At 72.6% G+C, this 26,892-nt stretch carries 20 protein-coding genes; 15 read left to right on the forward strand and 5 right to left on the reverse strand.

The annotated features are described in order from the left end of the window. Positions 1-2: 2 nt before the first annotated feature. Positions 3-1,433, forward strand: a complete 1,431-nt coding sequence (locus CG736_RS32830) for a HAMP domain-containing sensor histidine kinase (RefSeq protein WP_100589770.1) — start codon at positions 3-5, stop codon at positions 1,431-1,433. A gap of 2 nt (positions 1,434-1,435) precedes the next feature. Here the strand turns inward: CG736_RS32830 and CG736_RS32835 are convergent, their stop codons facing one another. Further along, the gene (locus tag CG736_RS32835) at positions 1,436-2,461 is read right to left on the reverse strand and encodes a TAXI family TRAP transporter solute-binding subunit (RefSeq protein WP_100589771.1); all 1,026 of its coding nucleotides are present in this window, start codon (positions 2,459-2,461) and stop codon (positions 1,436-1,438) included. A 74-nt stretch (positions 2,462-2,535) separates the two neighbouring features. On the opposite strand from CG736_RS32835, the gene miaB reads away from it, so the two are divergent. Continuing rightward, positions 2,536-4,044: a tRNA (N6-isopentenyl adenosine(37)-C2)-methylthiotransferase MiaB gene (gene miaB / locus CG736_RS32840; RefSeq protein ID WP_100589772.1), complete on the forward strand. Its 1,509-nt coding sequence runs from the start codon at positions 2,536-2,538 to the stop codon at positions 4,042-4,044. Between the two features lie 122 nt (positions 4,045-4,166). Further along, positions 4,167-4,859 carry a hypothetical protein gene (locus CG736_RS32845; RefSeq protein WP_100589773.1) on the forward strand — a complete coding sequence of 231 codons (693 nt, stop codon included), beginning with the start codon at positions 4,167-4,169 and terminating at the stop codon, positions 4,857-4,859. Between the two features lie 34 nt (positions 4,860-4,893). Here the strand turns inward: CG736_RS32845 and CG736_RS32850 are convergent, their stop codons facing one another. Then, positions 4,894-5,115, reverse strand: coding sequence for an antitoxin (locus CG736_RS32850; RefSeq protein WP_043909793.1), 222 nt, complete (start codon positions 5,113-5,115; stop codon positions 4,894-4,896). 109 nt (positions 5,116-5,224) lie between these two features. Here CG736_RS32850 and miaA point away from each other — a divergent pair, with 109 nt between their 5' ends. The 5 genes from miaA (at position 5,225) to hflX (ending at position 11,813) form a co-directional block, all read left to right on the forward strand. Continuing rightward, positions 5,225-6,193: a tRNA (adenosine(37)-N6)-dimethylallyltransferase MiaA gene (gene miaA, locus CG736_RS32855; RefSeq protein WP_100589775.1), complete on the forward strand. Its 969-nt coding sequence runs from the start codon at positions 5,225-5,227 to the stop codon at positions 6,191-6,193. A 253-nt stretch (positions 6,194-6,446) separates the two neighbouring features. Beyond that, positions 6,447-6,932: a hypothetical protein gene (locus CG736_RS32860; protein WP_100589776.1), complete on the forward strand. Its 486-nt coding sequence runs from the start codon at positions 6,447-6,449 to the stop codon at positions 6,930-6,932. A gap of 27 nt (positions 6,933-6,959) precedes the next feature. Continuing rightward, on the forward strand, positions 6,960-7,838 hold the full coding sequence (gene dapF, locus CG736_RS32865) for a diaminopimelate epimerase (RefSeq protein ID WP_198520693.1): 879 nt from the start codon (positions 6,960-6,962) through the stop codon (positions 7,836-7,838). Positions 7,839-8,014: 176 nt separating this feature from the next. Beyond that, positions 8,015-10,312, forward strand: coding sequence for a bifunctional (p)ppGpp synthetase/guanosine-3',5'-bis(diphosphate) 3'-pyrophosphohydrolase (locus CG736_RS32870; RefSeq protein WP_100589835.1), 2,298 nt, complete (start codon positions 8,015-8,017; stop codon positions 10,310-10,312). 1 nt (position 10,313) lies between these two features. Then, positions 10,314-11,813: a GTPase HflX gene (gene hflX / locus CG736_RS32875; protein ID WP_100589777.1), complete on the forward strand. Its 1,500-nt coding sequence runs from the start codon at positions 10,314-10,316 to the stop codon at positions 11,811-11,813. Positions 11,814-11,886: 73 nt separating this feature from the next. Here hflX and CG736_RS32880 read toward each other — a convergent pair whose 3' ends face one another. Further along, a complete protein-coding gene (locus CG736_RS32880; RefSeq protein ID WP_043909803.1) occupies positions 11,887-13,041 on the reverse strand; it encodes a serine protease in 1,155 nt (384 codons plus the stop codon). A 56-nt stretch (positions 13,042-13,097) separates the two neighbouring features. Next, positions 13,098-14,213 (reverse strand): serine protease, encoded by a 1,116-nt coding sequence (locus CG736_RS36690; protein WP_157815825.1) that lies wholly within the window; start codon positions 14,211-14,213, stop codon positions 13,098-13,100. A gap of 258 nt (positions 14,214-14,471) precedes the next feature. On the opposite strand from CG736_RS36690, the gene CG736_RS32895 reads away from it, so the two are divergent. Genes CG736_RS32895 through CG736_RS32915 form a run of 5 tightly spaced genes read left to right on the forward strand, consistent with a single transcriptional unit; the run spans position 14,472 to position 22,010 of the window. After that, a complete protein-coding gene (locus CG736_RS32895) occupies positions 14,472-16,232 on the forward strand; it encodes an IucA/IucC family siderophore biosynthesis protein (protein ID WP_100589780.1) in 1,761 nt (586 codons plus the stop codon). Beyond that, positions 16,229-16,771, forward strand: a complete 543-nt coding sequence (locus CG736_RS32900) for a GNAT family N-acetyltransferase (protein ID WP_100589781.1) — start codon at positions 16,229-16,231, stop codon at positions 16,769-16,771. The genes CG736_RS32895 and CG736_RS32900 overlap by 4 nt, the downstream gene beginning before the upstream one ends. A gap of 6 nt (positions 16,772-16,777) precedes the next feature. Further along, the gene (locus tag CG736_RS32905) at positions 16,778-18,160 is read left to right on the forward strand and encodes a lysine N(6)-hydroxylase/L-ornithine N(5)-oxygenase family protein (protein WP_100589782.1); all 1,383 of its coding nucleotides are present in this window, start codon (positions 16,778-16,780) and stop codon (positions 18,158-18,160) included. After that, positions 18,141-19,916, forward strand: coding sequence for an IucA/IucC family siderophore biosynthesis protein (locus CG736_RS32910; RefSeq protein ID WP_369880796.1), 1,776 nt, complete (start codon positions 18,141-18,143; stop codon positions 19,914-19,916). The genes CG736_RS32905 and CG736_RS32910 overlap by 20 nt, the downstream gene beginning before the upstream one ends. 12 nt (positions 19,917-19,928) lie before the next feature. After that, entirely contained in the window at positions 19,929-22,010 is a 2,082-nt protein-coding gene (locus tag CG736_RS32915) for an ATP-dependent DNA helicase (protein ID WP_232734340.1), read from the forward strand. 114 nt (positions 22,011-22,124) lie between these two features. Here CG736_RS32915 and lexA read toward each other — a convergent pair whose 3' ends face one another. Further along, the gene (gene lexA, locus CG736_RS32920) at positions 22,125-22,850 is read right to left on the reverse strand and encodes a transcriptional repressor LexA (RefSeq protein WP_198520699.1); all 726 of its coding nucleotides are present in this window, start codon (positions 22,848-22,850) and stop codon (positions 22,125-22,127) included. Between the two features lie 441 nt (positions 22,851-23,291). Here lexA and nrdR point away from each other — a divergent pair, with 441 nt between their 5' ends. Further along, complete coding sequence (gene nrdR, locus CG736_RS32925) at positions 23,292-23,768, forward strand: transcriptional regulator NrdR (RefSeq protein ID WP_043909810.1); 477 nt, start codon at positions 23,292-23,294, stop codon at positions 23,766-23,768. Between the two features lie 154 nt (positions 23,769-23,922). Continuing rightward, positions 23,923-26,802, forward strand: a complete 2,880-nt coding sequence (locus tag CG736_RS32930) for a vitamin B12-dependent ribonucleotide reductase (RefSeq protein WP_100589784.1) — start codon at positions 23,923-23,925, stop codon at positions 26,800-26,802. Positions 26,803-26,892: the final 90 nt, after the last annotated feature.

The following is a 26,892-nucleotide window of genomic DNA, read 5'->3' on the forward strand; positions in this document are numbered from 1 at the left end:
CCGTGCGCAACCGCCTGCTCGGCATCCTGATCGCCCTGATGGCCTGCGTGCTCGCCGCCCTCGGAGTGCCGCTGGCCTACCTGATCGCCTCGTCCGAGCAGTCCAAGGTGGTCGTCGACCGGATCGACGACGCCGCCCGGTTCGCCCAGGACCTGCCCACCCAGGGCCGTGCCAGCGCCACCGCCGTCAAGGGCGAACCGGAACCCGGCCCCGGCGACGGCGGCCGGCTGCACGCCCTGTCCAGCGAGGCCGCCCGCTACCGCGAGCTGTACGGCGCCCGGATCGGCGTCTTCCAGCGCGACGGCAGCGCCGTCGCCGTCGCCCCCGACGACTGGCGCGCCCCCGTCGAGGGCCCCGGCGGCCAGGCCTACCGGGAGGCGCTGGCCGGCCGCCGCAGCCACAACCCGCCCCAGGTGTGGCCGTGGACCGCCGACCGCACCCTCACCGTCGCCCTGCCCGTGGTCCGCGACGGCGACGTGGTCGCCGTGGTGCTCACCGAATCGCCCACCGGGCCGCTGCGCGCCCGGATCCTGCACCGCTGGCTGGTGCTGGCCGGCGGCGAGGCGCTCGCCATGATGGTCGCCATCCTGCTCGCCGTCCGCCTCACCGGCTGGGTGCTGCGCCCCGTCCGCACCCTCGACCGGGCCACCCACGACATCGCCACCGGCCGGCTGGGCGTCCGGGTCGCCCCCAGCGGCGGACCGCCCGAACTGCGCCGCCTGGCCCGCTCGTTCAACGACATGGCCGACCACGTGGTGCTCGCCATCGACCAGCAGCGGGCCTTCGTCGCCGACGCCTCCCACCAGCTGCGCAACCCGCTGGCCGCGCTGCTGCTGCGGGTCGAGCTGATCGGGATGGCGCTCCCCGAGGGCAGCGAGGAGGAGATCGCCGCCGTCCGCGAGGAGGGCGCCCGGCTCGCCCGCGTCCTGGACGACCTGCTCGGCCTGGCCACCGCCGAAGGCTCCCGGCCCGAACCCGAACCCGTCGACCTGGCCGCGCTGGTCCGCACCCGGACCGACGCCTGGCAGCCGCTCGCCGACCGGCGCCAGGTCCGGCTCCACTGGCAGGGACCGCCGATGGCGCACGCCTGGGCCGACCCGATCGGCTTCGGCAGCGCGCTGGACGCCGTCCTCGACAACGCCCTCAAGTTCTCACCGGCCGACAGCACCGTGCGGGTCGGCCTGACCATCACCAAGGACGAGGTCACCGCCATCGTCACCGACGCCGGACCGGGCCTCACCGAGGAGGAGCTCGCCCGGGTCGGCGACCGGTTCTGGCGCTCCTCCCGGCACCAGAACGTCGACGGCTCCGGCCTCGGCCTCTCCATCGCCCGCACCCTGCTGCTGGCCGGCGACGGCGACCTCCGCTTCGCGCCCGCCGAACCGCACGGGCTGCGGGTGCTGCTCACGGTGCCCCGCCGGAAGCGGAACTGACGTCAGGGCTTGACCGACTGGTAGTAGCGCTTCGCGCCCTCGTGCAGCGGCAGCGGATCGGTGTACACCGCGGTCCGCAGGTCCACCAGCTGCGCCGCGTGCACCTCGCCGCCGATCCGGTCCCGGCTGTCGATCACCACCCGGGTCAGCGCCTCCACCAGCGCCGGGTCCACGTTGGCCCGGGTCACCAGCAGGTTCGGCACCGCCACCGTCGCCACCGCCGTCCGCTCCGGCTCCACCAGCGGGTACGCGTCCGCCGGGATGGTCGCCGCCCGGTAGGCGTCCATCCCGCCGCCCTCCAACTGGTGCAGCGGGTCCGACAGGTCGCCCATCGGCACGATCCGGATCGGGGTGTGCTCCGACAGGTCGGTCAGCGCCGCCGTCGGCAGGCCGCCGGACCAGAAGAACGCGTCCAACTGCTTGTCGCGCAACCCGTTCGTCGCCTCCAGCACCCCCAGCGGCACCGGACGCACGTCCTTGTCCGGGTCCAGGCCGGCCGCCTCCAGCAGCCGCCGGGACACCAGGTTCACGCCCGACTTCCCCAGCCCCATCCCCACCCGCAGGCCGCGCAGGTCGGACACCTTGTGCACCGGCGAATCCGCGGGCACCACCAGCTGCATGTAGTCGTCGTACAGCCGCGCGATCGCCCGCAGCTCCGACTTCTGCGGATTCTTGAAGCTGGCCACCGAGTCCGCCGTCGCTATCGCGAAGTCGTCCCGGCCCGACAGCACCCGCTCCAGGTTGTCGAACGAACCCTCCGAGTTGTCCAGCCGGACCTTCACCCCGGGCAACGCCGACCGCATCGAGTCCTTCAGCAGCACCCCGTACCGGTCGTACACCCCGCGCGACACCCCCGTCGCGAACGCCGCCTCCCCGCGCAGCCCCGACCCGGCCCGCGCCGAGGACGCCCACCAACCGCCCGTGCCCCCCGCCACCAGCAGCAGCACCACGACCACCCGCACCAGCGGACTGCGCACCGCGGAACGCAGCACGGCACCGGCACGGGGCGGATCGCTCGAAGCAGCCATGGCAGGGATACTGCCAGCCCCGACCGCCCGGCGGGAGGCCCCTGCCGCTGCCCGTACCCTTGTGCACTGTGGGTATGGAGGAGAGCTTGCGAACTTACAAGGTCGTCACGTACGGCTGCCAGATGAACGTCCACGACTCCGAGCGCCTGTCCGGGCTGCTGGAGGAGGCCGGCTACACCAAGGCCGCCGCCGAGGCCGACCCCGACCTGGTGGTCTTCAACACCTGCGCGGTCCGCGAGAACGCCGACAACAAGCTGTACGGCAACCTCGGCCGGCTCGCCCCCGCCAAGCAGGCCAACAGCGGCATGCAGATCGCCGTCGGCGGCTGCCTCGCCCAGAAGGACCGCGAGACCATCGTCCGCAAGGCCCCCTGGGTCGACGTCGTCTTCGGCACCCACAACATCGGCCACCTGCCCGCGCTGCTGGAGCGCGCCGCGATCGAGCGGACCGCGCAGGTCGAGATCCTGGACTCGCTGGAGACCTTCCCCTCCACCCTGCCCACCCGGCGCGAGTCCGCGTACGCGGCCTGGGTCGCCATCTCGGTCGGCTGCAACAACACCTGCACCTTCTGCATCGTCCCCGCCCTGCGCGGCAAGGAGGAGGACCGCCGCCCCGGCGACATCCTCGCCGAGGTCGAGGCACTGGTCGCCGAGGGCGTCGTCGAGGTCACCCTGCTCGGCCAGAACGTCAACGCCTACGGCTCCGACCTGGGCGACCGGCAGGCGTTCTCCAAGCTGCTGCGGGCGTGCGGGGAGATCGAGGGGCTGGAGCGGGTCCGCTTCACCTCGCCGCACCCGAAGGACTTCACCGACGACGTGATCGCCGCGATGGCCGAGACGCCGAACGTGATGCACCAGCTGCACATGCCGCTGCAGTCCGGCTCCGACACCGTGCTGCGCGCGATGCGGCGTTCCTACCGGCAGGAACGCTTCCTCGGGATCATCGAGAAGGTCCGCGCCGCGATGCCCGACGCCGCCATCTCCACCGACATCATCGTCGGCTTCCCCGGCGAGACCGACGAGGACTTCGAGCAGACCCTGCACGTCGTCCGGGAGGCCCGGTTCGCCAACGCGTTCACCTTCCAGTACTCGAAGCGGCCCGGGACGCCCGCCGCGGAGATGGACAACCAGATCCCCAAGGCCGTGGTGCAGGAGCGCTACGACCGGCTGATCGCCCTCCAGGAGGAGATCTCCTGGGAGGAGAACAAGAAGCAGGTCGGCCGCAGGCTGGATATCCTCGTCGCCGAGGGCGAAGGCAAGAAGGACGACCGCACCGACCGCCTGTCCGGCCGCGCCCCCGACAATCGGCTCGTTCACTTCAGTCGCCCCGAGGCGGGCGTGCGCCCCGGCGACGTGGTGACCGTCGAGATCACCTACGCCGCCCCGCACCACCTCCTCGCGGAGGGCCCCGCCCTCGGCGTCCGCCGCACCCGGGCGGGCGACGCCTGGGAGAAGCGGAACGCCGCTCCCGCGGCGAAGCCGGCCGGTGTGCTCCTCGGCCTCCCGTCGATCGGCGTTCCGGCACCCCTGCCGAGCGCCGTGGGGTGCGAAACCGGGGGCGCGGGGGACTGCGCGAGCAACTAGTGAACGTCCGCAAGGTCGCGATCAAGTGCAAGTCATTGCCTTCGTCGCGACCTTGCGGTCAGGCCCTTCGGCTCCGCGCAGTTCCCCACGCCCCTGTTTTCGCACCGCGTAGAGTGATCGACATGCTTGTTGCCGCCGCCGTGTGCCCCTGTCCGCCGTTGCTCGTGCCCGAGGTCGCGGCGGGGGCCGCGGGGGAGGCGGAGGCGTTGCGGGGGGCGTGTCTGGACGCGGTGCGGGGGCTCGCGGACGTGGAGCTCGTCGTGGTGGTGGGGACGGGCGATCGCGCCGGGGTGTGGACGGAGGGCGGGGCGGGGTCGTTCCGCCGGTACGGGGTGCCGAAGGCGGTGAAGCTGCCGCTGGGCGGGGTGGACGGCCCGGAGCTGTCGCCGGCGTTGACGGTGGGGGCGTGGCTGCTGGAGGAGGCGGGCGTCCGGGTGCCGACGCACGCCGTCGCGGTGCGGCCGGACACGGCCGCCGAGCGGTTGCTGGGCCTGGGCCGGGGGTTGGCCGGACTCGCCGATCGGGTGGGCCTGCTGGTGATGGGCGACGGCAGTGCCCGGCGTTCGGTGAAGGCCCCTGGGTACCTGGACGGGCGGGCCGAGGGCTACGACCGTGCGGTGGCGGGGGCGCTGGCCGCCGCGGACGCGTCGGCGCTGGCCGCACTGGACGCGGACCTCTCGGCGGAGCTGCTGGTGGAGGGCCGGGCCCCCTGGCAGGTGCTCGCGGGTGCGGCGGAGGGCGCGACGCTCGGTGGCGAGCTGCGGTACGAGGACGCCCCGTACGGCGTCGGCTACCTGGTGGCCTCCTGGCGCTGAGTGCGCCAGCAGACCACCGGGCCGGAGGTCGCGGTCAGTCGTCCTTCGGCTTCGCGGCGAAGTCGTCGCGGGCGTGCTTGGCGGCCGAGGCGCCCTTCTCGATCTTGTCGCTGTACTTGTGCTTGGTGACGTTGTCGATGGTCTCGCCGGCCTTGTCCACCAGGTTGTCGATCTTGTCGCCGTGCTTTCCGGCCAGTTCGCTGGCCTTGTCCTTGAGTTCCTCGGCCTTGCCCTTGAGGTTGTCCATCAGGCTCATGGGGTGCATTCCTCGCTTTTCCCGTCAGATCGGTACCAGACATAGCTGATCTTCCCCGGTGAACGAGGCCGCGACACGAGAGGTGCCCGGGTTTTGCGAGACTGGTGGGGTGAGCGGTTCCTCCTCTTCTTCTTCTGTACGTCCGCGCCGGGTGGTGTCGGTGGTCGGTTCGACGGCGGCCGGCAAGTCCGATCTGGCGGTGGCGATCGCCCGTGAGCTCGGCGGGGAGGTGGTGAACACCGACTCGATGCAGCTGTACAAGGGCATGGACATCGGCACCGCCAAGCTGACCGAGGCGGAGCGCGGCGGCATTCCGCACCATCTGATGGACATCTGGGAGGTGACCGAGGCCGCCTCGGTGGCCGAGTACCAGCGCCTCGCCCGGGCCGAGATGGACCGGCTGCTGGCGGCGGGCCGGGTGCCGGTGCTGGTGGGCGGCTCGGGGCTGTACGTGCGGGCGGCGATCGACGAGATGGAGTTCCCCGGCACGGACCCCGAGGTGCGGGCCCGGCTGGAGGAGGAGCTGGAGCAGGTCGGCCCGGGGGCGCTGCACCGGCGGCTGGCGGAGCTGGACCCGGCGGCCGCGGAGGCGATCCTGACCAGCAACGGGCGGCGGATCGTCCGGGCGCTGGAGGTCATCGAGATCACCGGACAGCCGTTCACTGCGAACCTGCCGACGCAGCGCGCGGTGTACGAGGCGGTGCAGATCGGCGTGCAGGTGCCGCGGCCGGAGCTGGACCGGCGGATCGAGCTGCGGGTGGACCGGATGTGGGAGGCCGGCCTGCTGGACGAGGTGCGGGCGCTGGAGCGGGTCGGCCTGCGCGAGGGCCTGACCGCGAGCCGGGCGCTGGGCTACCAGCAGGTGCTGGCGTTCTTCGCCGGGGAGTGCACCGAGGACGAGGCGCGGGAGGAGACCGTGCGGGCCACCCGGCGGTTCGCCCGGCGCCAGGAGTCGTGGTTCCGGCGGGACGCGCGGATCCACTGGCTGGACCGTCCCGAGGGGGCCGATCCGGTCGAACTCCTGGGCCGCGCAATGGAACTGATCAATCGCCCGGAACGTCCCGGCGACACCGGCTGACCGGCGGATTTCGGCTGCCCGGGGGCGTGATCCGGCCAGCCGCCCGGGCAGCTGCACCGGCAGACGCAGGTGCAGGAGGTACCGGCGGTCACGACCGGATCACGTCCTGGCATCGGATCACCCGATCACCCCGTGGGACGCCCTGTCCGGGTCTTGCCACGTGCCATCATCGGTAGCACCGAGGCCCGGCACGCGGGCCGGCCTCACCGCCCGCGAGCTCCGGAGCTCGTGTCGAGCCATCAGGGGAGGCCGCGTGTCAACGGGTACCGGCCCCGAAACCGATGAGCTGCTGGGCGACGTGTCCGACGGTTCCGAGACGCTGCCCGAACTGGCCGTCCCCACCACCTCGTACGCGGTGGCGCTGCCCGCGATCGACGATCTGGCCGCCGCGCCCGGCGTGGTGCACGAGCGGGACATCCGGCCGCGCCGTCGGCTGCGCTGGTGGCAGATCCTGCCGATCGCCGCGTCGGTGATGTTCGGCTCGCTGATGTTCGCCTTCCCGCTGGCCTTCGGCAGCGAGGGCGCGACCGCGATGATCGGGATGCTCGGCCTGCTGATCACCGCCGCCTCGGTCGGCTGGGGCGCGATGGCCGCCCGCCGGGCCGGTTACAAGTGGCCCGGCGTGCCGCGCCGGGGCAGCTCCGAGCGGGCCGGCTGGAAGGCCATCGTGCTCTACACCCTGGTGGTGGCCGCCGTCCTGGCGCTGGCCGTCTGGCGGGTCGTCCACCTGCGCGGTTAGCCCTCGCCGGCCATTACCATCGGCGGTGTGAGCGAGCACAGCGGAATCAGCGGAACGGCCTTCCTCAAGGGGCACGGCACCCAGAACGACTTCGTGATCGTCCCCGACCCGGACGGCGAACTGGAGCTGTCGGCGGCCACCGTCGCCGCCCTGTGCGACCGGCGGGCCGGGATCGGCGCGGACGGCGTGCTGCGGGTGGTGCGCTCGGCGGCCGACCCGGTGGCGGCGGGGATGGCCGAGCAGGCCGAGTGGTTCATGGACTACCGCAACGCGGACGGCTCGATCGCCGAGATGTGCGGCAACGGCGTGCGGGTCTTCGCCCGCTACCTGGTGCACGCCGGGCACGCGAAGCCGGGCGAGCTGTCGGTCGCCACCCGGGCCGGGGTGAAGCGGGTGCGGATCGCCGAGGACGCCGCCGACGGCACCCCGGGCGGGATCACCGTGGACATGGGCCGCGCGCTGCTGCCCGGCCCGGACGACCTCACCGTCACCGTCGACGAGCGCAGCTGGCCCGCGCTGAACGTCAACATGGGCAATCCGCACGCGGTCGCGTTCGTGGCGGACCTCGCGCACGCCGGGCACCTGTACGACGCGCCGGCCACCGCGCCGGCGGGCGTGTACCCGCAGGGCGTGAACGTGGAGTTCGTGGTGGACCGGGGCGAGCGGCACGTGGCGATGCGGGTGCACGAGCGCGGCTCCGGCGAGACCCGCTCGTGCGGGACGGGCGCCTGCGCGGTCGCGGTGGCCGCGATCCGGCGGGCCGGACTGGACCCGGCGGACACCGGACGGGCCGTCAGCTGGACGGTGGACCTGCCCGGCGGGCGGCTGGTGATCGAGGAGTTCCCCGACGGTCGGATCGAGATGACCGGCCCCGCGGTGATCGTCGCCGAGGGCGTGCTGGTGTAACGGCTGGTCAGCCCGACGAATCGTCAGCTCCCGCTTCCCCGGCCGCTGTCCGGCTAATCCCCCCGTTCGGGTGATGCCGATGGCAGAGCCGAAGTGGGGGCTCGCCGAACGTGCTGTGCTCGGTAGCATGGACCACCGGGTCGGCCGTCGCTCCGGTGTTGCTGCCGGAGGTGCAGATGACCATCCGCTCCGAGTTGGCGGGCTCGCCGTCCAAGCAGCAGGCGAGCCGCTTCAGCCGTGCGGCGCTCGGCCGGGCCGGCCGGGCGGCGCTGCTCGCCACCGGGCGGACGCCCGTCCCCGACGCCATCGAACCGATCGTGCAGGCGCACCGGGTGCACCATCCGCAGGCCGACCTGGCGCTGCTGGCCCGCGCCTACCGGGTCGCCGAGGAGGGCCACCGCGGGCAGACCCGCAAGAGCGGCGAGCCGTACATCACCCACCCGCTCGCGGTCACCATGATCCTCGCCCAGCTCGGCGCGGACACCACCACGCTGGTCGCCTCGCTGCTGCACGACACCGTCGAGGACACCGAAGTGACGCTCGATCAGGTCGCCGAGGACTTCGGTCCGGAGGTCGCGTACCTGGTGGACGGCGTCACCAAGTTGGAGAAGGTCGACTTCGGGGCGGCGGCCGAACCCGAGACCTTCCGCAAGATGCTGGTCGCCACCGGCGACGACGTCCGGGTGATGGTGATCAAGCTCGCCGACCGGCTGCACAACATGCGCACCATCCGGCACATGAAGCCGGCCAGCCAGGTGCGGATCGCCAACGTCACCCGGGACGTGCTGATCCCGCTCGCCGAACGGCTCGGCATCCAGGTGGTGAAGGCGGAGCTGGAGGACATCGTCTTCGCCACCCTGCACCCCGAGGAGTACGAGCGCACCGGAGCGGTGGCCGGCGGCTGGACGGACGGCGTGCTCGCCCCGTTCGCCGCCGAGCTCGGCCGCCAGCTCGCCGAGGCCGGGATCTCCTCCGCCGTCACCGTCCGCCCCCGGCACCTGGTCTCGCTGCACCGGGTGATGATCAAACGCGGGGCCGGCCCGGACGGCGCGGGGCTGCGGCCCGCCGACTTCGGTCGGCTGCTGGTGGTGGTCGAGGAGAACGCCGACTGCTACGCGGTGCTCGGCGAACTGCACACCTGCTGGACGCCGCTGCCCGGCGAGTTCAAGGACTTCGTGGCCGCCCCCAAGTTCAACCTGTACCAGTCGCTGCACACCGCGGTGGCGCTACCCGGCGGCGAGGTGGTCGAGGTCCTGGTGCGCACCCGGCGGATGCACGAGGTGGCCGAGACCGGGGTGGTCGCGCTCGGCGACCCGCGCACCGACCGGCAGGGCGCCGCCGAGGACCCGGAGGACCGCACCGACCCGGCCCGCCCCGGCTGGCTGGCCCGGCTGCTGGAGTGGCAGCAGGACACCCCCGACCCGGACGCCTTCTGGTCCGCGCTCACGGCGGACCTGCGCGACGACCGCGAGATCACCGCCGTCACCGAGGACGGCACCACCCTGCACCTGCCCGCCGGGGCCAGCTGTCTGGACGCCGCCTACCTGATCGGCGAGGAGACCGGCCACCGGTGCATCGGCGCCCGGATCAACGGCCGGCTCACCGCGCTCTCCACCGAACTGCGCGACGGCGACGTGCTCGGCCTGCTCACCGCCCCCGTCGGCGAGGACAGCGGCCCCGACCCGGAGTGGCTGGAGTACGTCCGCACGCCCGCCGCCCGGCTCGCCATCGAGCGCCGGCTGGCGGCCGGCCCGCTGCCCGCGCCCGCCGCCGAACGCCTGCCCGCGGCCGGCGCCCCGGTGCCCGCCGCACCGCCCGCGCCCCCCGCCGCCGCGCCCGCCGACGCACCGGAGCTGCCGGGCGCCGCCGTCCGGTTGGCGCGCTGCTGCACGCCGGTGCCGCCCGACGAGGTGACCGGCATCGTGCTGCGCGGCGAGGTCGTCGCGGTGCACCGGGCGGGCTGTCCGACCGGCACCCGGATGCTGCGCGGCGGCCGCCGGGCGGTCGCGGTTCGCTGGCTGCCCGGCGGCGCCCCGCAGTGGGGCTACCGGGCCACCCTGCACGCCGAGGCGCTGAACCGGCCCCGGCTGCTGGCCGATCTGACCGCCGCGATCTCCGGCGAGGGCGTGTCGATCTTCTCCGCCGACGTCGAGCCGCCCCGCCAGCTGCGGGTGCGGCACAGCTACACCCTGGAACTCGCCGACGCCGCCGCGCTGCCCGCGGTGATGCGGGCGATGCTCCGGGTCTCGGGCGTGTACGACGTGTACCGGCCGGGCGGGCCCGAGGAAGTGCCGGTCCGGGCGGCGGCCGCGCCGACCGGGGCGGAGCCGGCCGTGCCGGGGCCGGTGACGGGGGCCGCCGGGGCGGCTGGTAAAAGGGATGACTCGGGCACAGCGGGCGTGCGACCATCGTGGGGAATTCACGGCGGCTCCGCCGTGTTGTCCGAGAGCACCAGCCGATCTATCCAAGGATGAAATGACCTCCACGTTCGACAGCCGCACCCGATCGAGCGAGTCGGCCAACCGCCTCGCCGACCTCAAGGCGGAAGCCCTGATGGACGAGGACCTCGCGGCGATCGACGAGGGCCTCGGAAACTACGACGGAGAGCAGTACGACCGCTCCGAGCGCGCCGCGCTCCGACGCGTGGCCGGCCTCTCCACCGAACTCCAGGACGTCACCGAAGTCGAGTACCGCCAGCTCCGCCTGGAGCGCGTGGTGCTCGTCGGCGTGTGGACGGACGGCACGCTGGAGGAGGCGGAGAACTCGATGGCCGAGCTCGCCGCGCTCGCCGAGACGGCCGGCTCCGAAGTCCTGGACGGTGTGATCCAGCGCCGTGACAAGCCCGACGCGGCCACCTACATCGGCTCCGGCAAGGCCCAGGAGCTGCGCGACCTGGTCGCCTCCACCGGCGCCGACACCGTGGTCTGCGACGGTGAGCTGACGCCCGGTCAGCTGATCCACCTGGAAGACGTGGTGAAGGTCAAGGTCGTCGACCGCACCGCGCTGATCCTGGACATCTTCGCCCAGCACGCCAAGTCCCGTGAGGGCAAGGCGCAGGTCTCGCTCGCGCAGATGCAGTACATGCTGCCGCGCCTGCGCGGCTGGGGTCAGTCGCTGTCCCGGCAGATGGGTGGCGGTGGCTCCGGCACCTCGGGCGGCGGCATGGCCACCCGTGGTCCCGGTGAGACCAAGATCGAGACCGACCGGCGGCGGATCCGCGAGAAGATGGCGAAGCTCCGCAAGGAGATCGCCGAGATGAAGAAGGGCCGCGACACCAAGCGGCAGGAGCGGCGGCGCCACCAGGTGCCCTCGGTGGCCATCGCCGGGTACACCAACGCCGGCAAGTCCTCGCTGCTCAACCGGCTCACCGGCGCCGGTGTCCTGGTGGAGAACGCCCTGTTCGCCACCCTGGACCCGACGGTCCGCCGGGCGCAGACCCCGAGCGGCCGGCTGTACACGCTGGCCGACACCGTCGGCTTCGTCCGGCACCTGCCGCACCACCTGGTCGAGGCGTTCCGCTCCACCATGGAGGAGGTCGCCGACGCCGACCTGATCCTGCATGTGGTGGACGGCTCCCACCCGGAGCCGGAGACGCAGCTCGCCTCGGTGCGCGAGGTGATCGTCTCGGTCGAGGCGCAGAACGTGCCCGAGATCGTGGTGATCAACAAGGCGGACGCCGCGGACCCGGCGGTGCTCCAGCGCCTGCTGCGCCGCGAGCCGCACGCCATCGTGGTCTCCGCCCGCAGTGGCCTGGGCATCGACGAACTGCTCGCCCTGATCGACGAGGAGCTGCCGCGCCCCGCCGTGGAGGTGCGGGCCCTGGTGCCCTACACCCGCGGCGACCTGGTCTCCCGGGTGCACGCGGAGGGCGAACTGCTCTCCGCCGAGCACACCGCGGAGGGCACGCTGCTGCACGCCAAGGTGGCGGCGGTGCTGGCGGCCGAGCTGGAGCGGTACGCGGTCGTCACCGCGTAGCCGCCCGCGGCACCGCGCAGAACGCCGAACGGCCCGAGGAGGGAGACCTCCTCGGGCCGTTCGCACGTCCGGACTACTGCTGCCCGCCCTTGCCCTGGACGAAGGCGTCGAACATCCGCTTGGCGTCCGGGCCGAGGTTGGGGCCGGCCATCCAGGAGTCGTTGCCGATCGAGTTGTCGGAGAACAGCACGGTCTTGCCGTCGTGCTTGGTGAACCAGCCGCCGCCGGAGGAACCGCCGGTCATGGTGCACCCGATGGCGAGCATCGGCGGCCGGGAGGCGTCGAAGACGAACGGGGTCGGCTTCAGGGCGGAGTCGCAGTGCTCCAGCTCCTCGCCGTCGAACGGATCCGCGGCCGGGTAGCCGTACGAGGAGGGCGAGGTGATGTCGCCCGGCTGGGCGCCGAACCAGATCGGCATCGACCCGCCGACGGTCTCCTCCAGCGAACGCTTGGAGCCGTCCGACGCGGCCACCCGGACCACCGCGAAGTCGAACTGGCTGGCCGAGCTGCCGTGCTCGCCCTCCTTCTGGAGCCACTGCGGCATCACCAGCATCCCGCGGGCCGCCCAGACGCCGAGCGGCGCGACCTGTTCGAGGGTGGCGTCCTTGCCCTTGCTGGACGCGCCGCTCTTGTTGTAGGCGGGGACGAACGCCATCTTCTGGAAGTAGTCCTTGCCCTTGCCCCCGTGGGCGCAGTGCGCGGCCGTCCACACCAGGTTGCTCTTACCGGGGTGGGCCGGGTCGCTCACCACGGTGCCCGAGCACTGGCCCTCGCCCTCCGGGGTCTGGATGAAGATCTTGCCGACCACCGCGGTGTCCGCGGAGTACGGGTGCGGCTGGGGCTTGGCCGCGATGGCCTTCGGGAAGTTCACGTCCGCCATCGACGGCCACTTCTTGGTGTCCGGCTTCTCGATGTCGACGCCCTTCGCGCCGGAGAGCCTGCCCCGGTCCCAGAACGCCTTGATCGCCTGCAGGTCCTCCGGCTTGAAGCCGTTCTTCTCGGCCCAGTCGGCCCAGTCGTCGGCGGTCCAGCTGGAGACCTTGGCGAGCGCGCTCTGGATGTCCTTCACGTCCACGCCCGGCTTCGCGGCGCCGCTGCTGCCCGGCGGCGCCGGGTTCGGCTTCGGGCTCTGGCTCTGGCAGGCGGCGGTGGTGACGGCGAGCACCGTCACCAGGGCGGCCGCGGCGGCGGAGCGTACGCGGCGCGCCGTCCGGTGCTGGGTGGTCATGGGCAGTTCCCCCGTGGTCGTCGGTCGAATGGAGAGTCGCGGGAGGTGACGGGCGGTCACTTCCGCGAGATGTAGTCGAGGGCCTGGCGGGCCACGCCCTCCAGGTAGGGCCCGTTCAGGGCGGTGTGCGCCTGGGTGCCGATCGAGGTGTTGCTGACCAGCCGCTGGCGGCCGTCCGGGCCGTCCGCGAACCAGCCGCCGCCGGAGGCGCCGGCCGTCATGGTGCAGCCGATCACCAGCATCGACGGGCGGGCCGCGTCGAAGCTCCGGGAGCCCGGGCGGCCGGAGTCGCAGCGCTCCAACTCCTGCCCGTCGAACGGCGCGACGGCCGGATAGCCCCACGCCTGGATCGCGAGCTGCTCGCGCGGCGCGTCGAACCAGACCGGCACGGCGGTGCCGATCACCTCTTCCAGCGAGCGGCTCTCGCCCTCCGGGCCGCGCACCTTGATCACCGCGAAGTCGTACTGGTTCGCGGCGTCCCCGCCCCTAGTGCCCTCGGTGGTCCACAGCGGCGAGGTGATCACCCTGTCCGCCCACCACTGCCCGAGCGGGGCGACCTCGGCGAGCTTCGCCCGCTGGTGGTCGCTGGCCGCGCCCGAGCTGTTGTACGCGGGCACGAAGACCAGGTTCTTGTACCAGTCGCCGCCCTTGCCCTCGTGGACGCAGTGCGCGGCCGTCCACACCAGGTTGCTGCGGCCCGGGTTCGCCGGGTCGGCGACCACGGTGGCCGAGCACTGGCCGGTACCGCCGTTCGGGGCGGTCATGAAGACCTTCCCGGACGCCGGATAGCTGGTGTACGGACGCGGCACCGGCTGTGCGGCCACCGCGGGCGGAGCGCTGGTGGTGGACGGTGCGCCGCTCGCGGACGGCTCACCGGCGACCGGCGACGGCGCGGCCGGTGTCGACGCCGACGACGACGAGTCGGGCGCCGGCGCGGGCTGCTGCGGCGGCGCCTGGTCCATCGTCTCGGCGCTCCACACGCCCGCCACCGCGGGATTGCGGAAGTCGTGCCGCTTCGCCCAGCGGTCCCACTCGGCGAACCCCCAGTACTTCAACTCGGCGAAGCTGTGCGGGTTCCCGTCCCCGCCCGGGTCGCCGGTCGACCCGCAGGCGGACACCCCGCCCAGCAGCACGGCCGCGGTCAGCGCGGCCAGTACCCCCCGTGCCCTCACCCTCAACCCCCCCTGAAACAGTCCGTTCCCCCCGGGGGACAGTCTTTCATCCGGGCCCGGGCCACCGGCGGGCGGTGCGGTCCTGTTGGCGTCCGGTCATCGAACCGTGATGGTGACGGTCCGTCAGGATCCCAGTCGGCCCGCCGGTACGGGGACGATCAGCAGAAGCTCACCGGAACGAGTGAGCCGATCTTGTGTCCGCACCGAAGGGATAGGTAACCCTTACCCGAAGGCAATCGCGCGGCTCAAGGAGCGGATTTGGCCACCATCCTCACCGACGTTCTCCCGGTCGCCCGGCCGTCGGCCGGACACCTCAGTACGGACCCGCTGCTCCACCCCGACCCGGCCGTCGCCGCCGAACACGCCGCCACCGAGAGCCTGTTGCGCTGCTGGGCCCGGGAGACCGCCGCCGCACGCCCCGACGGCGACCTGCTGCGCATCCCGGTGCTCGGCGGCGCCGCCCAGCTCTCCGCGCCGGTCCGCCACTGGTCGGCCTGCGGCTGGCACCGGTTCGGCCCCGCCACCGTCTCCACCGGCGCCGCCGAGCACCCGGTGGACGCCGTCACGGTCGCCGCCCTGGTGGCCGGCGCCACCGGCCGCCCCGAGCCCGGCCAACTCGCCGACCTCACCTCCCGGGTGGCCGACTCGGTCGGCCGCACCGCGGAGATCCTCGCGCACCGCCGCCGGACCCCCGCGGCCCCCAGCGACCCGTTCCTGCGCGCCGAGCAGTCGCTGCTGCTCGGCCACCCGCTGCACCCCACCCCGAAGAGCCGCGACGGCCTCGGCCCCGCCCAGTCCGCCGCCTACTCGCCCGAACTGCACGGCTCGTTCCGGCTGCACTGGTGGGCCGTCGACCGCAGCCTGCTCGCCGCGGACTCCGCCGTCGGCGCCCCCGCCGAACGGCTCACCGCCGAGCTGTACGGCCGCCCGCTGCCCGACGGCGCCGCCGCGCTGCCGCTGCACCCTTGGCAGGCCCGGGAGCTGACGCTCCGTCCGGCCGTCGCCGAGCTGCTGGAGCGGGGCCTGCTCACCGACCTCGGCCAGCACGGCGATCCCTGGCACCCCACCAGCTCGGTGCGCACCGTCTGCCGGCCCGGCACCCCGTGGATGCTCAAACTGTCGCTGGGCCTGCGGATCACCAACTCCCGCCGGGAGAACCTGCGCAAGGAGCTCCACCGCGGCGTCGAGGTGCACCGCCTGCTGGAGGCGGGGCTGGCCCGGCGGTGGCAGGCCGCCCACCCCGGCTTCGACATCGTCCGCGACCCGGCCTGGATCGGCGTCGACCACCCCGCGCTGGGCGACCCGAACGGCCTGGACACCGTGCTCCGGCAGCTGCCGTTCGGCCCCGCCGACCGGGCGCTGTGCGTGGCCGGCCTGGTCGCCGAACAGCCCGTCGACCCGGCGGGCTCGCAACTCGCCCAGGTGCTCGGCGAACTCGCCGCCCGCACCGGCCGCCCCGCGGCGACCGTCGCCACCGAGTGGTTCCTGCGCTACCTGGACGCCGTGGTGCTGCCGACCCTCTGGCTGGACGGGCAGGCCGGCATCGCGCTGGAGGCCCACCAGCAGAACAGCCTGGTCCTGCTCGACGCGCAGGGCTGGCCCACCGGCGGCCGCTACCGCGACAACCAGGGCTACTACTTCCGCACCTCGCACGCCGACCGGCTGCACCGGATGCTGCCCGGACTCGGGGCGCACAGCGACACCTTCGTCCCCGACGCGGTCGCCGACGAGCGCTTCGCCTACTACCTCGGCATCAACCACGTGCTCGGCCTGATCGGCGCCTTCGGCTCCCAGCAGCTCGCCGACGAACAGCTGCTGCTGGCCGCCCTGCGGCGCTTCCTGGCCGGCCCCGCCGCGACCGCCACCGGCTCCGCGCTGCCCGCCCTCCTGCTGGACACCCCCACCCTGCGGTGCAAGGCCAACCTGCTGACCCGGCTGCACGGCCTGGACGAGCTGGTCGGGCCGGTGGAGACCCAGTCGGTGTACGTGGAGATCGCCAACCCGGTGGCCGGGGCGTGACACCCGAGCTCCGCATCCCCACGGCGGCCGGCGGACTCGTGCTGCGCACCGTCCGGCCCAGCACCGACCTGGAGCTGCTCACCGACTGGATGAACGACCCGGAGACCGACCGCTGGTGGGCCCTCGCGGGCCCGCCGGAGACCACCGCCGCGCACCTCGCCGGGCAACTCGACGGCGACGGCCGCAGCCGCCCCGTCCTCGCGCTGCTCGACGGCGAACCCACCGGCTACTTCGAGCTCTACCGCGCCGACCTCGACCCGCTGGCCGCGCACTACCCCGCCCGCCCGCACGACCTGGGCGTGCACCTGCTGCTCGCCCCCGCCGCCCGCGGCCGGGGGCTGGCCGCCCTGCTGCTCGACGCGATCGCCGCCCGGCTGCTGCGGGACGAACCCCGCTGCACCCGGGTGCTCGCCGAACCCGACGTCCGCAACACGCCCTCCGTCCGGGCGTTCACCGCCGCCGGATTCACCCGTGCCGCCGATCTCGACCTCCCCGACAAGCGCGCCGCCCTGATGATCCGCCCGCGGCCCGAGACCTAGGACGCCATGACTTCCCACGACGACACGACAGGCCGGCAGCCCGAGCCGTACGACCTGATCGGCGTCGGCATCGGCCCGTTCAACCTGTCGCTGGCCGCGCTCGCCGACCGGGCCGACACCGTCGGCGCGCTGTTCCTCGACGCCCGCCCCGAGTTCCGCTGGCACCCCGGCATGCTCGTGGACGGCGCCCGCATGCAGGTCCCGTTCCTCGCCGACCTGGTCTCGTTGGTCGACCCCACCAACCCGTGGTCGTTCCTCAACTACCTGCGCGAGCAGCAGCGGCTGTTCCCGTTCTACTTCAGCGAACGCTTCCAGCTCCCGCGGCGCGAGTACGAGCACTACTGCCGCTGGGCCGCCGACCGGCTCCCCAACTGCCGCTTCGACAGCCCCGTCGACGCCGTCCACTGGGACGCCGGCCGGCGGCAGTACCGGGTGCACGCGGCCGGCCGGACGTACCCGGCCCGGAACCTGGTGCTCGGCGTCGGCACCGAACCGGCCCGCCCCGCGGCGTTCGCGGCGCTGCGCGACCACCCGGCGGTGCTGCACTCGGCCGACTACCTGACGCTGCGGCAGAAGCTCGACGGGGCACGGGACATCACCGTGGTCGGATCCGGCCAGTCCGGCGCCGAGGTGTTCCTCGACCTGCTGCGGCGGCACGCCGGCGACGGCACCCGGGTGCGCTGGCTCACCCGGACCAGGGCGCTCGCCCCGATGGAGTACTCCAAGCTCGGCCTGGAGCAGTTCACCCCCGACTACACCCGCTACTTCCACGGCCTGCCCGAGCCGGTCCGGGACGCCCTGGTGCCCGCGCAGTGGCAGCTGCACAAGGCGGCCAGCGCGGAGACCCTCGCCGAGATCCACGACCACCTGTACGAGCGCACCGTGGGCCGCCCGATCGACGCCGAACCGGTCGAGATCCTCCCCGGCACCGCCGTCACCGAGACCGCCCCCGGCCCCGGCGGCGGCATCGAACTGCACTGCCGGCACGCCGACTCCGGCCGCCGCCTCTCGGTCCGCACCGACGCCGTGGTGCTCGCCACCGGCTACCGGGCGGTCCGGCCCGCGCTGCTCGACCCGATCGCCGAGCTGATCGACTGGGACGAACAGGGCCGCTTCCGGGTCGACCTCGACCACCGGGTCGCCACCCGGCCGGAACTCACCGGGGGGCTGTACGTCCAGAACGCCGAGTTGCACACTCACGGAGTCGGCACCCCGGACCTCGGGCTCGGTGCGCACCGCGCCGCCGTGATCCTGAACGCCGTCGCGGGCAAGACCCTGCACCCGCTGCCCCACCGCACCGCCTGGACCACCTTCGCCCCGGAGCCCGCCACGGCCCCGGTGCTCCCGCGACCCCAGGAAGGGAACGAGCGTGCCGCAGCCGGCCGTTGACACCGCACTCCACCTGCCGCCCCAGCTCACCACCGGGCACTGGCGGGCCGCCGCACGCGCCATGCTGGCCAAACTGCTCGGCGAGTTCGCCTACGAGGAACTGCTGCACCCCCGGCCGGAGGGTGACCACTACCTGCTCGAACTCCCGGACGCCGACTACCGGTTCACCGCCCGCCGGGGCGCCTACGGCAGCTGGCGGGTCGACCCGGGGTCGATAGCGGGCGGCGACGATCCGCTGCGGTTCCTCCAACAGGCCCGGCACACCCTGAAGTTGAACGGCGACACCACCGGCCACCTGGTCCGCGAGCTCACCGCCACGCTGATCGCCGACACCCACCTGCGGGCCACCGCGCTGAGCGCCGCCGAACTCGCCGACCTCGACCACGTCGCGCTGGAGGGCAGACAGACCGGCCACCCGTGGATCGTGGCCAACAAGGGCCGGCTCGGCTTCTCCGCCACCGACGCGGCCGGCTGGGCCCCCGAGGCCCGGCTGCCGCGCACCCTGCCGTGGCTCGCCGTGCACAAGAACCTGGCCGCCTTTCGCGGCGACGAGACCATCTACGAAACCGAGCTCGACCCCGCGTTCCGCGCCCAACTCGGCGAGCGCGCCGACGAGTTCTGGCTGCTGCCGGTGCACCCCTGGCAGTGGGACGAGACCGTGGTCGGCCTGTTCGCGCCGTGGATCGCCAGTGGCGAGATCATTCCGCTGCCCAGCGACGGCGACCTGCGGCTGCCCCAGCAGTCCATCCGGTCGTTCTTCAACCTGAGCAGACCCGACCGGTGCACCGTCAAACTGCCGCTCGCCATCCTCAACACCCTGGTCTGGCGCGGCCTGCCCACCGAACGCGCGCTCGCCGCGCCCGCCGTCACCGCCTGGATCCAGCGGCTGCGCGACCAGGACCCGTACCTGCGCGACGAGTGCCGGGTGATCCTGCTCGGCGAGATCGCCTCCGTCACCGTCGAACACCCGCTGTACCGGGACCTGCCCGACGCTCCCTACCAGTACAAGGAACTGCTCGGCGCGATCTGGCGCGAACCCCTCGGCCGGCACCTCGACGACGGCGAACGCGGCCGCACCCTGGCCGCGCTGCTGCAGACCGGATCCGACGGCCGCGCGCTGGCCGCCGAGCTGGTCGCCCGCTCCGGGCTGGACGTCCGCAGCTGGGTCGACCGGCTGTTCGCGGTGATGCTGCCGCCGCTGCTGCACTTCCTGTACCGCTACGGCCTGGTGTTCTCCCCGCACGGCGAGAACGCGATCATCGTCTTCGACCAGCGGGACGTCCCGGTCCGGCTCGCCGTCAAGGACTTCGTCGACGACGTCAACATCAGCGACCGGCCGCTGCCGGAACTCGCCGACCTGCCCGACGGGATCGGCGAGGTGCTGCTGCGGGAGAACCCCGACTACCTGTGCCAGTTCCTGCACTCCGGGCTGTTCATCGGCGTCTACCGCTACCTGGCGCCCCTGCTGGAGGAGCAACTCGGCCTCCCCGAGACCGAGTTCTGGGACCTGCTGGCCGAGCGGATCCGGGACTGCCAGCGGCGCTTCCCGGAACTCGCCGACCGGCACCGGCTGTTCGACCTGTTCACGCCGCGGATCGACCGGCTCTGCCTGAACCGCAACCGGCTGCTGCTCGACGGCTACCGCGACCGCCCGGACCGGCCGCACGCCGCCGTCCACGGCCAGGTCGACAATCCGCTGCACAGCACCGCGCACCTCCCGACCCGACAGCACCGGATTGTCACCCCGGCCCCGTAGGCTGGGAATGTCATGACGAACGACACCGCACCCCTGCCCGGCGGCCCGGACGCGTCGGCGCCGCCCGTCCCCGCCTCCCGTATCCCGGAACTGCTGCACGCCGCCGTCGACGCCGTCGGCGGCGTGGAGCGGCCCGGGCAGGTCCGGATGGCCGAGGCGGTCGCCTCCGCCGTCGACGAGGGCGAACACCTCCTCGTCCAGGCCGGCACCGGCACCGGAAAGTCCCTCGCCTACCTGGTGCCCGCCCTCGCCCACGGCGACAACGTGGTGATCGCCACCGCGACGCTCGCCCTCCAGCGCCAGCTCGTCGAACGCGACCTGCCGCGCACCGTCGACGCCCTGCACCCGACGCTGCGCCGCCGCCCGCTGTACGCGATGCTCAAGGGCCGCTCCAACTACCTGTGCCTGCACCGCGCCAACGAGGGCACCCCGAGCGACGAGGGCGAGGGCCTGTTCGACCCGGTCGACGCGCTCGGCGGCCCCACCGGCAAGCTCGGCCAGGACGTGCTGCGGCTGCGCGACTGGGCCGACGAGACCGAGACCGGCGACCGCGACGACCTCACCCCCGGCGTCTCCGACAAGGCCTGGGCCCAGCTCTCCGTCACCTCCAAGGAGTGCCTGGGCGCCTCCCGGTGCGCCTACGGCCAGGAGTGCTTCGCCGAACAGGCCCGCGAGCGCGCCAAGTTGGCGGACGTGGTGGTCACCAACCACGCGATGCTGGCGATCGACGCGATCGAGGGCGCGCCCGTCCTCCCCGAACACGGCCTGCTGATCATCGACGAGGCGCACGAGCTGGTGAACCGGGTCACCGGCGCCGCCACCGCCGAACTCACCGTCGGCGCCGTCAACCGGGCCGTCAAGCGGGCGGCGAAACTCGCCAACGAGAAGGCGGTGGACGCACTGCAGGCCGCCGCGGAGAACTTCCACGGCCTGATGGAGACCGCGCAGCCCGGCCAGGTCGAGGAGCTCCCCGAGTACCTGGGCTACGCCGTGGCCGGCATCCGGGACGCCTGCCGCCAGGTCATCACCTCGCTCGGCGAGACCCGCGACAAGGGCCTCAGCGACGAGGACGCGGTCCGCAAGCAGGCGATGGCCTCCGCGGAGACCCTGCACGAGACGGCGGACCGGCTGCTCACCGGCTCCGAGTACGACGTCGTCTGGATCGAGCGCAGCGACCGCTTCGGCCTGGGCACCGCATCGCTGCGGGTCGCCCCGCTGTCCGTCTCCGGGCTGCTGCGGGAGAACCTGTACAAGGACCGCTCGGTCGTCCTCACCTCCGCCACGCTCAAACTCGGCGGGGACTTCAACGGCGTCGCCGCGTCCCTCGGCCTGCCCGGCGAGACCAGGCTGCCCGACCACCGCACGCCCGACGGGCCGAGTGCCGAGACCGGCGAGGACGCGCCGCCGTACTGGCGCGGCCTGGACGTCGGCTCCCCGTTCACCTACCCCAAGCAGGGCATCCTCTACGTCGCCAAGCACCTGCCGCCGCCCGGCCGGGAACCCGACCGGCCGGAGATGCTCGACGAACTCACCGAGCTGATCGGCGCCGCCGGCGGCCGCACCCTCGGCCTGTTCTCCTCGATGCGGGCGGCGCAGGCCGCGGCGGAGGCGCTGCGCGAGCGCCTGGACGTGCCGATCCTGCTCCAGGGCGAGGACACCCTCGGCGAGCTCATCCGCGCGTTCGCCTCCGACGCGAAGACCTGCCTGTTCGGCACGCTCTCGCTCTGGCAGGGCGTCGACGTCCCCGGCTCGGCCTGCCAGCTCGTAGTCATGGACCGGATCCCGTTCCCGCGCCCCGACGACCCGCTGATGAGCGCCCGCCAGAAGGACGTCGAATCCCGCGGCGGCAACGGCTTCATGGCGGTCGCAGCGACCCACGCCGCCCTCCTGATGGCCCAGGGCGCCGGCCGCCTGGTCCGCGCGGCGGACGACCGCGGCATCGTCGCCGTCCTCGACCCGCGACTCTCGACCGCCCGGTACGGGAGCTTCTTCCGCTCCTCCATGCCGGACTTCTGGTACACCACCGACCGCAACCAGGTCCGCCGGTCCCTCGCCGCGATCGACGAGTCGGCGCCGCCGGTCCGTCCCCGGTAGGCAGCGGGCATCCAACAGCAAGGTCCGGCCGAGGACGGGACTCCCGTCTTCAGCCGGACCTTGCTGTGCGTCGCCTTGCTCGCGCCCCCGGTTTCGCGCTCGCCTGCCTTCGTCCTACAGCCGGCGCAGGACCGCCACGACCTTGCCGAGGATGGTGGCGTTGTCACCGGGAATCGGCTCGTACGCCACGTTGTGCGGCATCAGCCAGATCTTTCCGTCCTCGCGCTTCAGGCGCTTCACCGTCGCCTCGCCGTCGATCATCGCCGCGACGATGTCCCCGTTCTCGGCGACCGGCTGCCGGCGGACCGTCACCCAGTCGCCGTCGCAGATCGCGGCGTCGATCATCGAGTCGCCCTTGACCGTCAGGGCGAACAGCTCGCCCTCGCCGACCAGCTGACGGGGCAGCGGGAAGACGTCCTCGACGGTCTGTTCGGCGAGGATCGGGCCGCCGGCGGCGATCCGGCCGACCAGCGGCACGTAGGAGGTGGAGGGCCGACCGGAGGTCTCGGCCGCGGCGGGGCGGGCGACCTCGACGCCGCGGACCTCGTAGGCGCGCGGGCGGTGCGGGTCGCGGCGCAGGAAGCCCTTGCGTTCCAGGGCCATCAGCTGGTGGGCGACCGAGGAGGTGGAGGACAGGCCGACGGCCTGGCCGATCTCGCGCATGGACGGCGGGTAGCCGCGGCGCTGCACGGAATCGCGGATGACCTCGATGACGCGGCGCTGGCGCTCCGTCAGACCGGCTTCGTCGGTGCGGATGCCTGGCGGTCGGCCGGGGAGGGCGCGGACGACGGGGGTGGGCACACCGAGCGGGGACTCCTCGATCGGCTGACTACGGCTCATGGTCTGATCCATGCTCTCCTGGTCAGTGGTGCGCGCGGAACGCTCCTGCACCGGGATGGCGGTCTTGGCTTCTACGGTGTGCATGACGCTTGCGGTGCTGGGGGTGGACATCGCGGGCGACCCTCTCGACTGGTGCTCCAACTGTCCAGCTCAACTGGCGCCTCTATCGAAAGGTTGCGCCAAACACACGTTCGAGTGAATTTATTCGAGGTTGCCGGACGTGATCAAGCCTCCGGGTGTAAGTCGATTGCATGTTCGACTCGAACAGTCTATGGGGTCCCGGCCTGCGATGTCCTCGGCTCTCACCCGTTCGCCCGGCGTGGCGCGGCGTCCGCCACTAGATCTAGTGGCTAGTGTCCTCGATCGGGCACAGGTCTTGTGTTTCGAGTCGGGTAGAGTGGTTCGAGTCGTTCGCCGTCGGTCGCAGGGAGGGAGTTCCAGGTGCACTGCCCCTTCTGCCGGCATCCGGACAGCCGAGTCGTGGACAGTCGGGCCAGTGACGACGGTTGCTCGATCCGCCGTCGCCGGCAGTGCCCGGACTGCAGTCGCCGGTTCACCACCGTCGAGACCGCCACTCTGATGGTGATCAAGCGCAGTGGCGTCACCGAGCCCTTCTCCCGCGAGAAGGTGATCTCCGGCGTCCGCAAGGCCTGCCAGGGCCGCCCGGTCACCGAGGACGCGCTGGCCCAGCTCGGGCAGCGGGTCGAGGAGTGCGTGCGGGCCAGCGGCAGCGCCGAGCTCTCCACCCACGACGTGGGCCTGGCGATACTCGGCCCGCTGAAGGAACTGGACGTGGTGGCGTACCTGAGGTTCGCCTCCGTCTACCGGGCGTTCGACAACCTTGAGGACTTCGAGGCCGCGATCGCGGAGCTGCGCTCCGAGCGGCCCGCGGCCCCGGTTCCGGTGCCCGTGCCGTAACGGTCGGGTCCCTTTCGCTTTTTTTCATTCAAGTCACCGCAGTACCCGTGTGCCGTGGCCGGGCTTCCGCCTGCCCGCGCACCAGGAGAACGAACCAGTCGTGCCCGGACTTTTCAGGGCACTTCGGGCGTTTGCCCAGGAGGAGGAGCAAGGCATGACAGACACCACGAGCGGTTCCGCGCGCGGGTCGAAGTCGGAGAAGGCCGGGAAGGGCGCCAAGGCCCCCAAGACCGGTCTGCGGCTGGAGCGGATCTACACCACCCCTGGGGTCCACCCGTACGACGCGGTCACCTGGGAGCGCCGTGACGTCGTGATGACCAACTGGCGCGACGGGTCCATCAACTTCGAGCAGCGCGGCGTCGAGTTCCCCGACTTCTGGTCGGTGAACGCCGTGAACATCGTCACCAGCAAGTACTTCCGCGGCGCGGTCGGCACTCCGCAGCGCGAGTGGAGTCTGAAGCAGATCATCGACCGGGTGGTGCTCACCTACCGCGCCGCCGGCGAGAAGCACGGCTACTTCGCGTCCCCGGACGACGCCGAGATCTTCGAGCACGAGCTGACGCACGCCCTCCTCCACCAGGTGTTCAGCTTCAACTCGCCGGTCTGGTTCAACGTCGGCACCCAGCAGCCGCAGCAGGTCTCCGCCTGCTTCATCCTGTCCGTCGACGACTCCATGGAGTCGATCCTCGACTGGTACAAGGAAGAGGGCATGATCTTCAAGGGCGGCTCGGGCGCCGGCCTGAACCTGTCCCGGATCCGCTCCTCCAAGGAACTGCTCTCCTCCGGCGGCAACGCCTCCGGCCCGGTCTCCTTCATGCGCGGCGCCGACGCCTCGGCCGGCACCATCAAGTCCGGCGGCGCGACCCGCCGGGCCGCCAAGATGGTCGTGCTGGACGTCGACCACCCGGACGTCGAGGCCTTCATCGAGACCAAGGTGAAGGAGGAGGAGAAGATCCGCGCCCTGCGCGACGCCGGGTTCGACATGGACCTCGGCGGCGACGACATCGCCTCCGTCCAGTACCAGAACGCCAACAACTCGGTCCGGGTGAACGACGAGTTCATGACCGCGGTCGAGAACGGCACAGGCTTCGGCCTGCGCGGCCGGATGACCGGCGAGGTCATCGAGACCGTCGACGCCAAGGGCCTGTTCCGCAAGATGGCCGAGGCCGCGTGGGCCTGCGCCGACCCGGGCATCCAGTACGACTCGGTGATCAACCACTGGCACACCTGCCCCGAGTCGGGCCGGATCAACGCCTCCAACCCGTGTTCCGAGTACATGCACCTGGACAACTCCAGCTGCAACCTGGCCTCGCTGAACCTGATGAAGTTCCTCCGCGACGACGACAGCTTCGACGCGCAGACCTTCGCCAAGGTCGTCGAGCTGGTCATCACCGCGATGGACATCTCCATCTGCTTCGCCGACTTCCCGACCGAGAAGATCGGCGAGACCACCCGCGCCTACCGCCAGCTCGGCATCGGCTACGCCAACCTCGGCGCGCTGCTGATGGCCACCGGCCACGCCTACGACTCCGAGGGCGGCCGCGCGCTGGCCGGCGCCGTCACCTCGCTGATGACCGGCACCGCCTACCGCCGCTCCGCCGAACTGGCCGGCGTGGTCGGCCCGTACGACGGCTACGCCCGCAACGCCGCCCCGCACCAGCGGGTGATGAAGCAGCACGCGGACGCCTCCGTCGCGGTCGCCCCGCTGGACGACCTGGACGCGCCGGTGTGGGCCGCCGCCAACACCGCCTGGGCCGACGTGGTCCGGCTCGGCGCGCAGAACGGCTTCCGCAACGCGCAGGCCTCGGTGCTCGCCCCGACCGGCACCATCGGCCTGATGATGGACTGCGACACCACCGGCGTCGAACCCGACCTGGCCCTGGTCAAGTTCAAGAAGCTGGTCGGCGGCGGCTCGATGCAGATCGTCAACGGCACCGTCCCGCGCGCCCTGAAGCGCCTCGGCTACCAGGACGAGCAGATCGAGGCGATCGTCGCGCACATCGCCGAGACCGGGAACGTCATCGACGCGCCCGGCCTGAAGGCCGCCCACTACGAGGTGTTCGACTGCGCCATGGGCGAGCGGTCGATCTCCCCGATGGGCCACGTGCGGATGATGGCCGCGATCCAGCCGTGGATCTCCGGCGCGATCTCCAAGACCGTCAACATGCCGGAGAACGCCACCGTCGAGGAGGTCGAGGAGATCTACTTCCAGGCCTGGAAGCTCGGCGTCAAGGCGCTCGCCATCTACCGCGACAACTGCAAGGTCGGCCAGCCGCTCTCGGCCAAGACCAAGGCCCCGGCGGCGGTCGCCACCCCGGCCCCGGCCGCGGCCCCCGCGGTCGAGAAGGTCGTCGAGTACCGACCGACCCGCAAGCGCCTGCCCAAGGGCCGTCCCGGCATCACGACCTCGTTCACGGTCGGTGGCGCCGAGGGCTACATGACCGCCAACTCCTACCCGGACGACGGTCTCGGCGAGGTCTTCCTGAAGATGTCCAAGCAGGGTTCGACCCTCGCGGGCATGATGGACGCCTTCTCCATCGCCGTCTCGGTCGGCCTGCAGTACGGCGTCCCGCTGGAGACGTACGTCGCCAAGTTCACCAACATGCGCTTCGAGCCGGCCGGCCTGACCGACGACCCGGACGTGCGGATGGCGCAGTCCATCGTGGACTACATCTTCCGCCGCCTGGCCCTCGACTTCCTGCCGTTCGAGACCCGCTCCGCGCTCGGCATCCACTCCGTCGAGGAGCGCACCCGGCACCTGGAGACCGGCTCCTACGAGCCGATCGAGGAGGAGCTCGACGTCGAGTCGCTCGCCCAGTCCGCGCCGCTCTCCGCCGAGAAGCCGCACGTCGCCCTCCCGGTCGTCGAGCAGCCCAAGCCGGCGCCCGCCGCGCACAACTCCACGGAGCTCGCCGAGATCCGCCTCGGCCTGAACGCCGACGCGCCGCTCTGCTTCTCCTGCGGCACCAAGATGCGCCGCGCCGGCAGCTGCTACCTCTGCGAGGGCTGCGGCTCCACCAGCGGCTGCAGCTGACGGTCGCTCAGGAACCCTCCTGAGCAGCTGACCTGACAGGGCGTCCCCCCGGATCCTCCGGAGGGGCGCCCTGTTCGTGCTGCGGTGGAC

This window comes from Kitasatospora sp. CB02891, from assembly GCF_002803145.1.
Lineage (GTDB): Bacteria > Actinomycetota > Actinomycetes > Streptomycetales > Streptomycetaceae > Kitasatospora > Kitasatospora griseola.

What these genes read in the sequence shown, in the direction of transcription:
- CG736_RS32930 (WP_100589784.1), top strand. Translation starts at nt 23,923, where the DNA reads ATGACAGACACCACGAGCGGTTCCGCGCGCGGGTCGAAGTCGGAGAAG.
- hflX (WP_100589777.1), top strand. Translation starts at nt 10,314, where the DNA reads ATGACCTCCACGTTCGACAGCCGCACCCGATCGAGCGAGTCGGCCAAC.
- CG736_RS32835 (WP_100589771.1), bottom strand. Translation starts at nt 2,461, where the DNA reads ATGGCTGCTTCGAGCGATCCGCCCCGTGCCGGTGCCGTGCTGCGTTCC.
- CG736_RS32845 (WP_100589773.1), top strand. Translation starts at nt 4,167, where the DNA reads ATGCTTGTTGCCGCCGCCGTGTGCCCCTGTCCGCCGTTGCTCGTGCCC.
- CG736_RS32915 (WP_232734340.1), top strand. Translation starts at nt 19,929, where the DNA reads ATGACGAACGACACCGCACCCCTGCCCGGCGGCCCGGACGCGTCGGCG.
- CG736_RS32905 (WP_100589782.1), top strand. Translation starts at nt 16,778, where the DNA reads ATGACTTCCCACGACGACACGACAGGCCGGCAGCCCGAGCCGTACGAC.
- lexA (WP_198520699.1), bottom strand. Translation starts at nt 22,850, where the DNA reads ATGAGCCGTAGTCAGCCGATCGAGGAGTCCCCGCTCGGTGTGCCCACC.
- miaB (WP_100589772.1), top strand. Translation starts at nt 2,536, where the DNA reads ATGGAGGAGAGCTTGCGAACTTACAAGGTCGTCACGTACGGCTGCCAG.
- CG736_RS32870 (WP_100589835.1), top strand. Translation starts at nt 8,015, where the DNA reads ATGACCATCCGCTCCGAGTTGGCGGGCTCGCCGTCCAAGCAGCAGGCG.
- CG736_RS32850 (WP_043909793.1), bottom strand. Translation starts at nt 5,115, where the DNA reads ATGAGCCTGATGGACAACCTCAAGGGCAAGGCCGAGGAACTCAAGGAC.
- CG736_RS32880 (WP_043909803.1), bottom strand. Translation starts at nt 13,041, where the DNA reads ATGACCACCCAGCACCGGACGGCGCGCCGCGTACGCTCCGCCGCCGCG.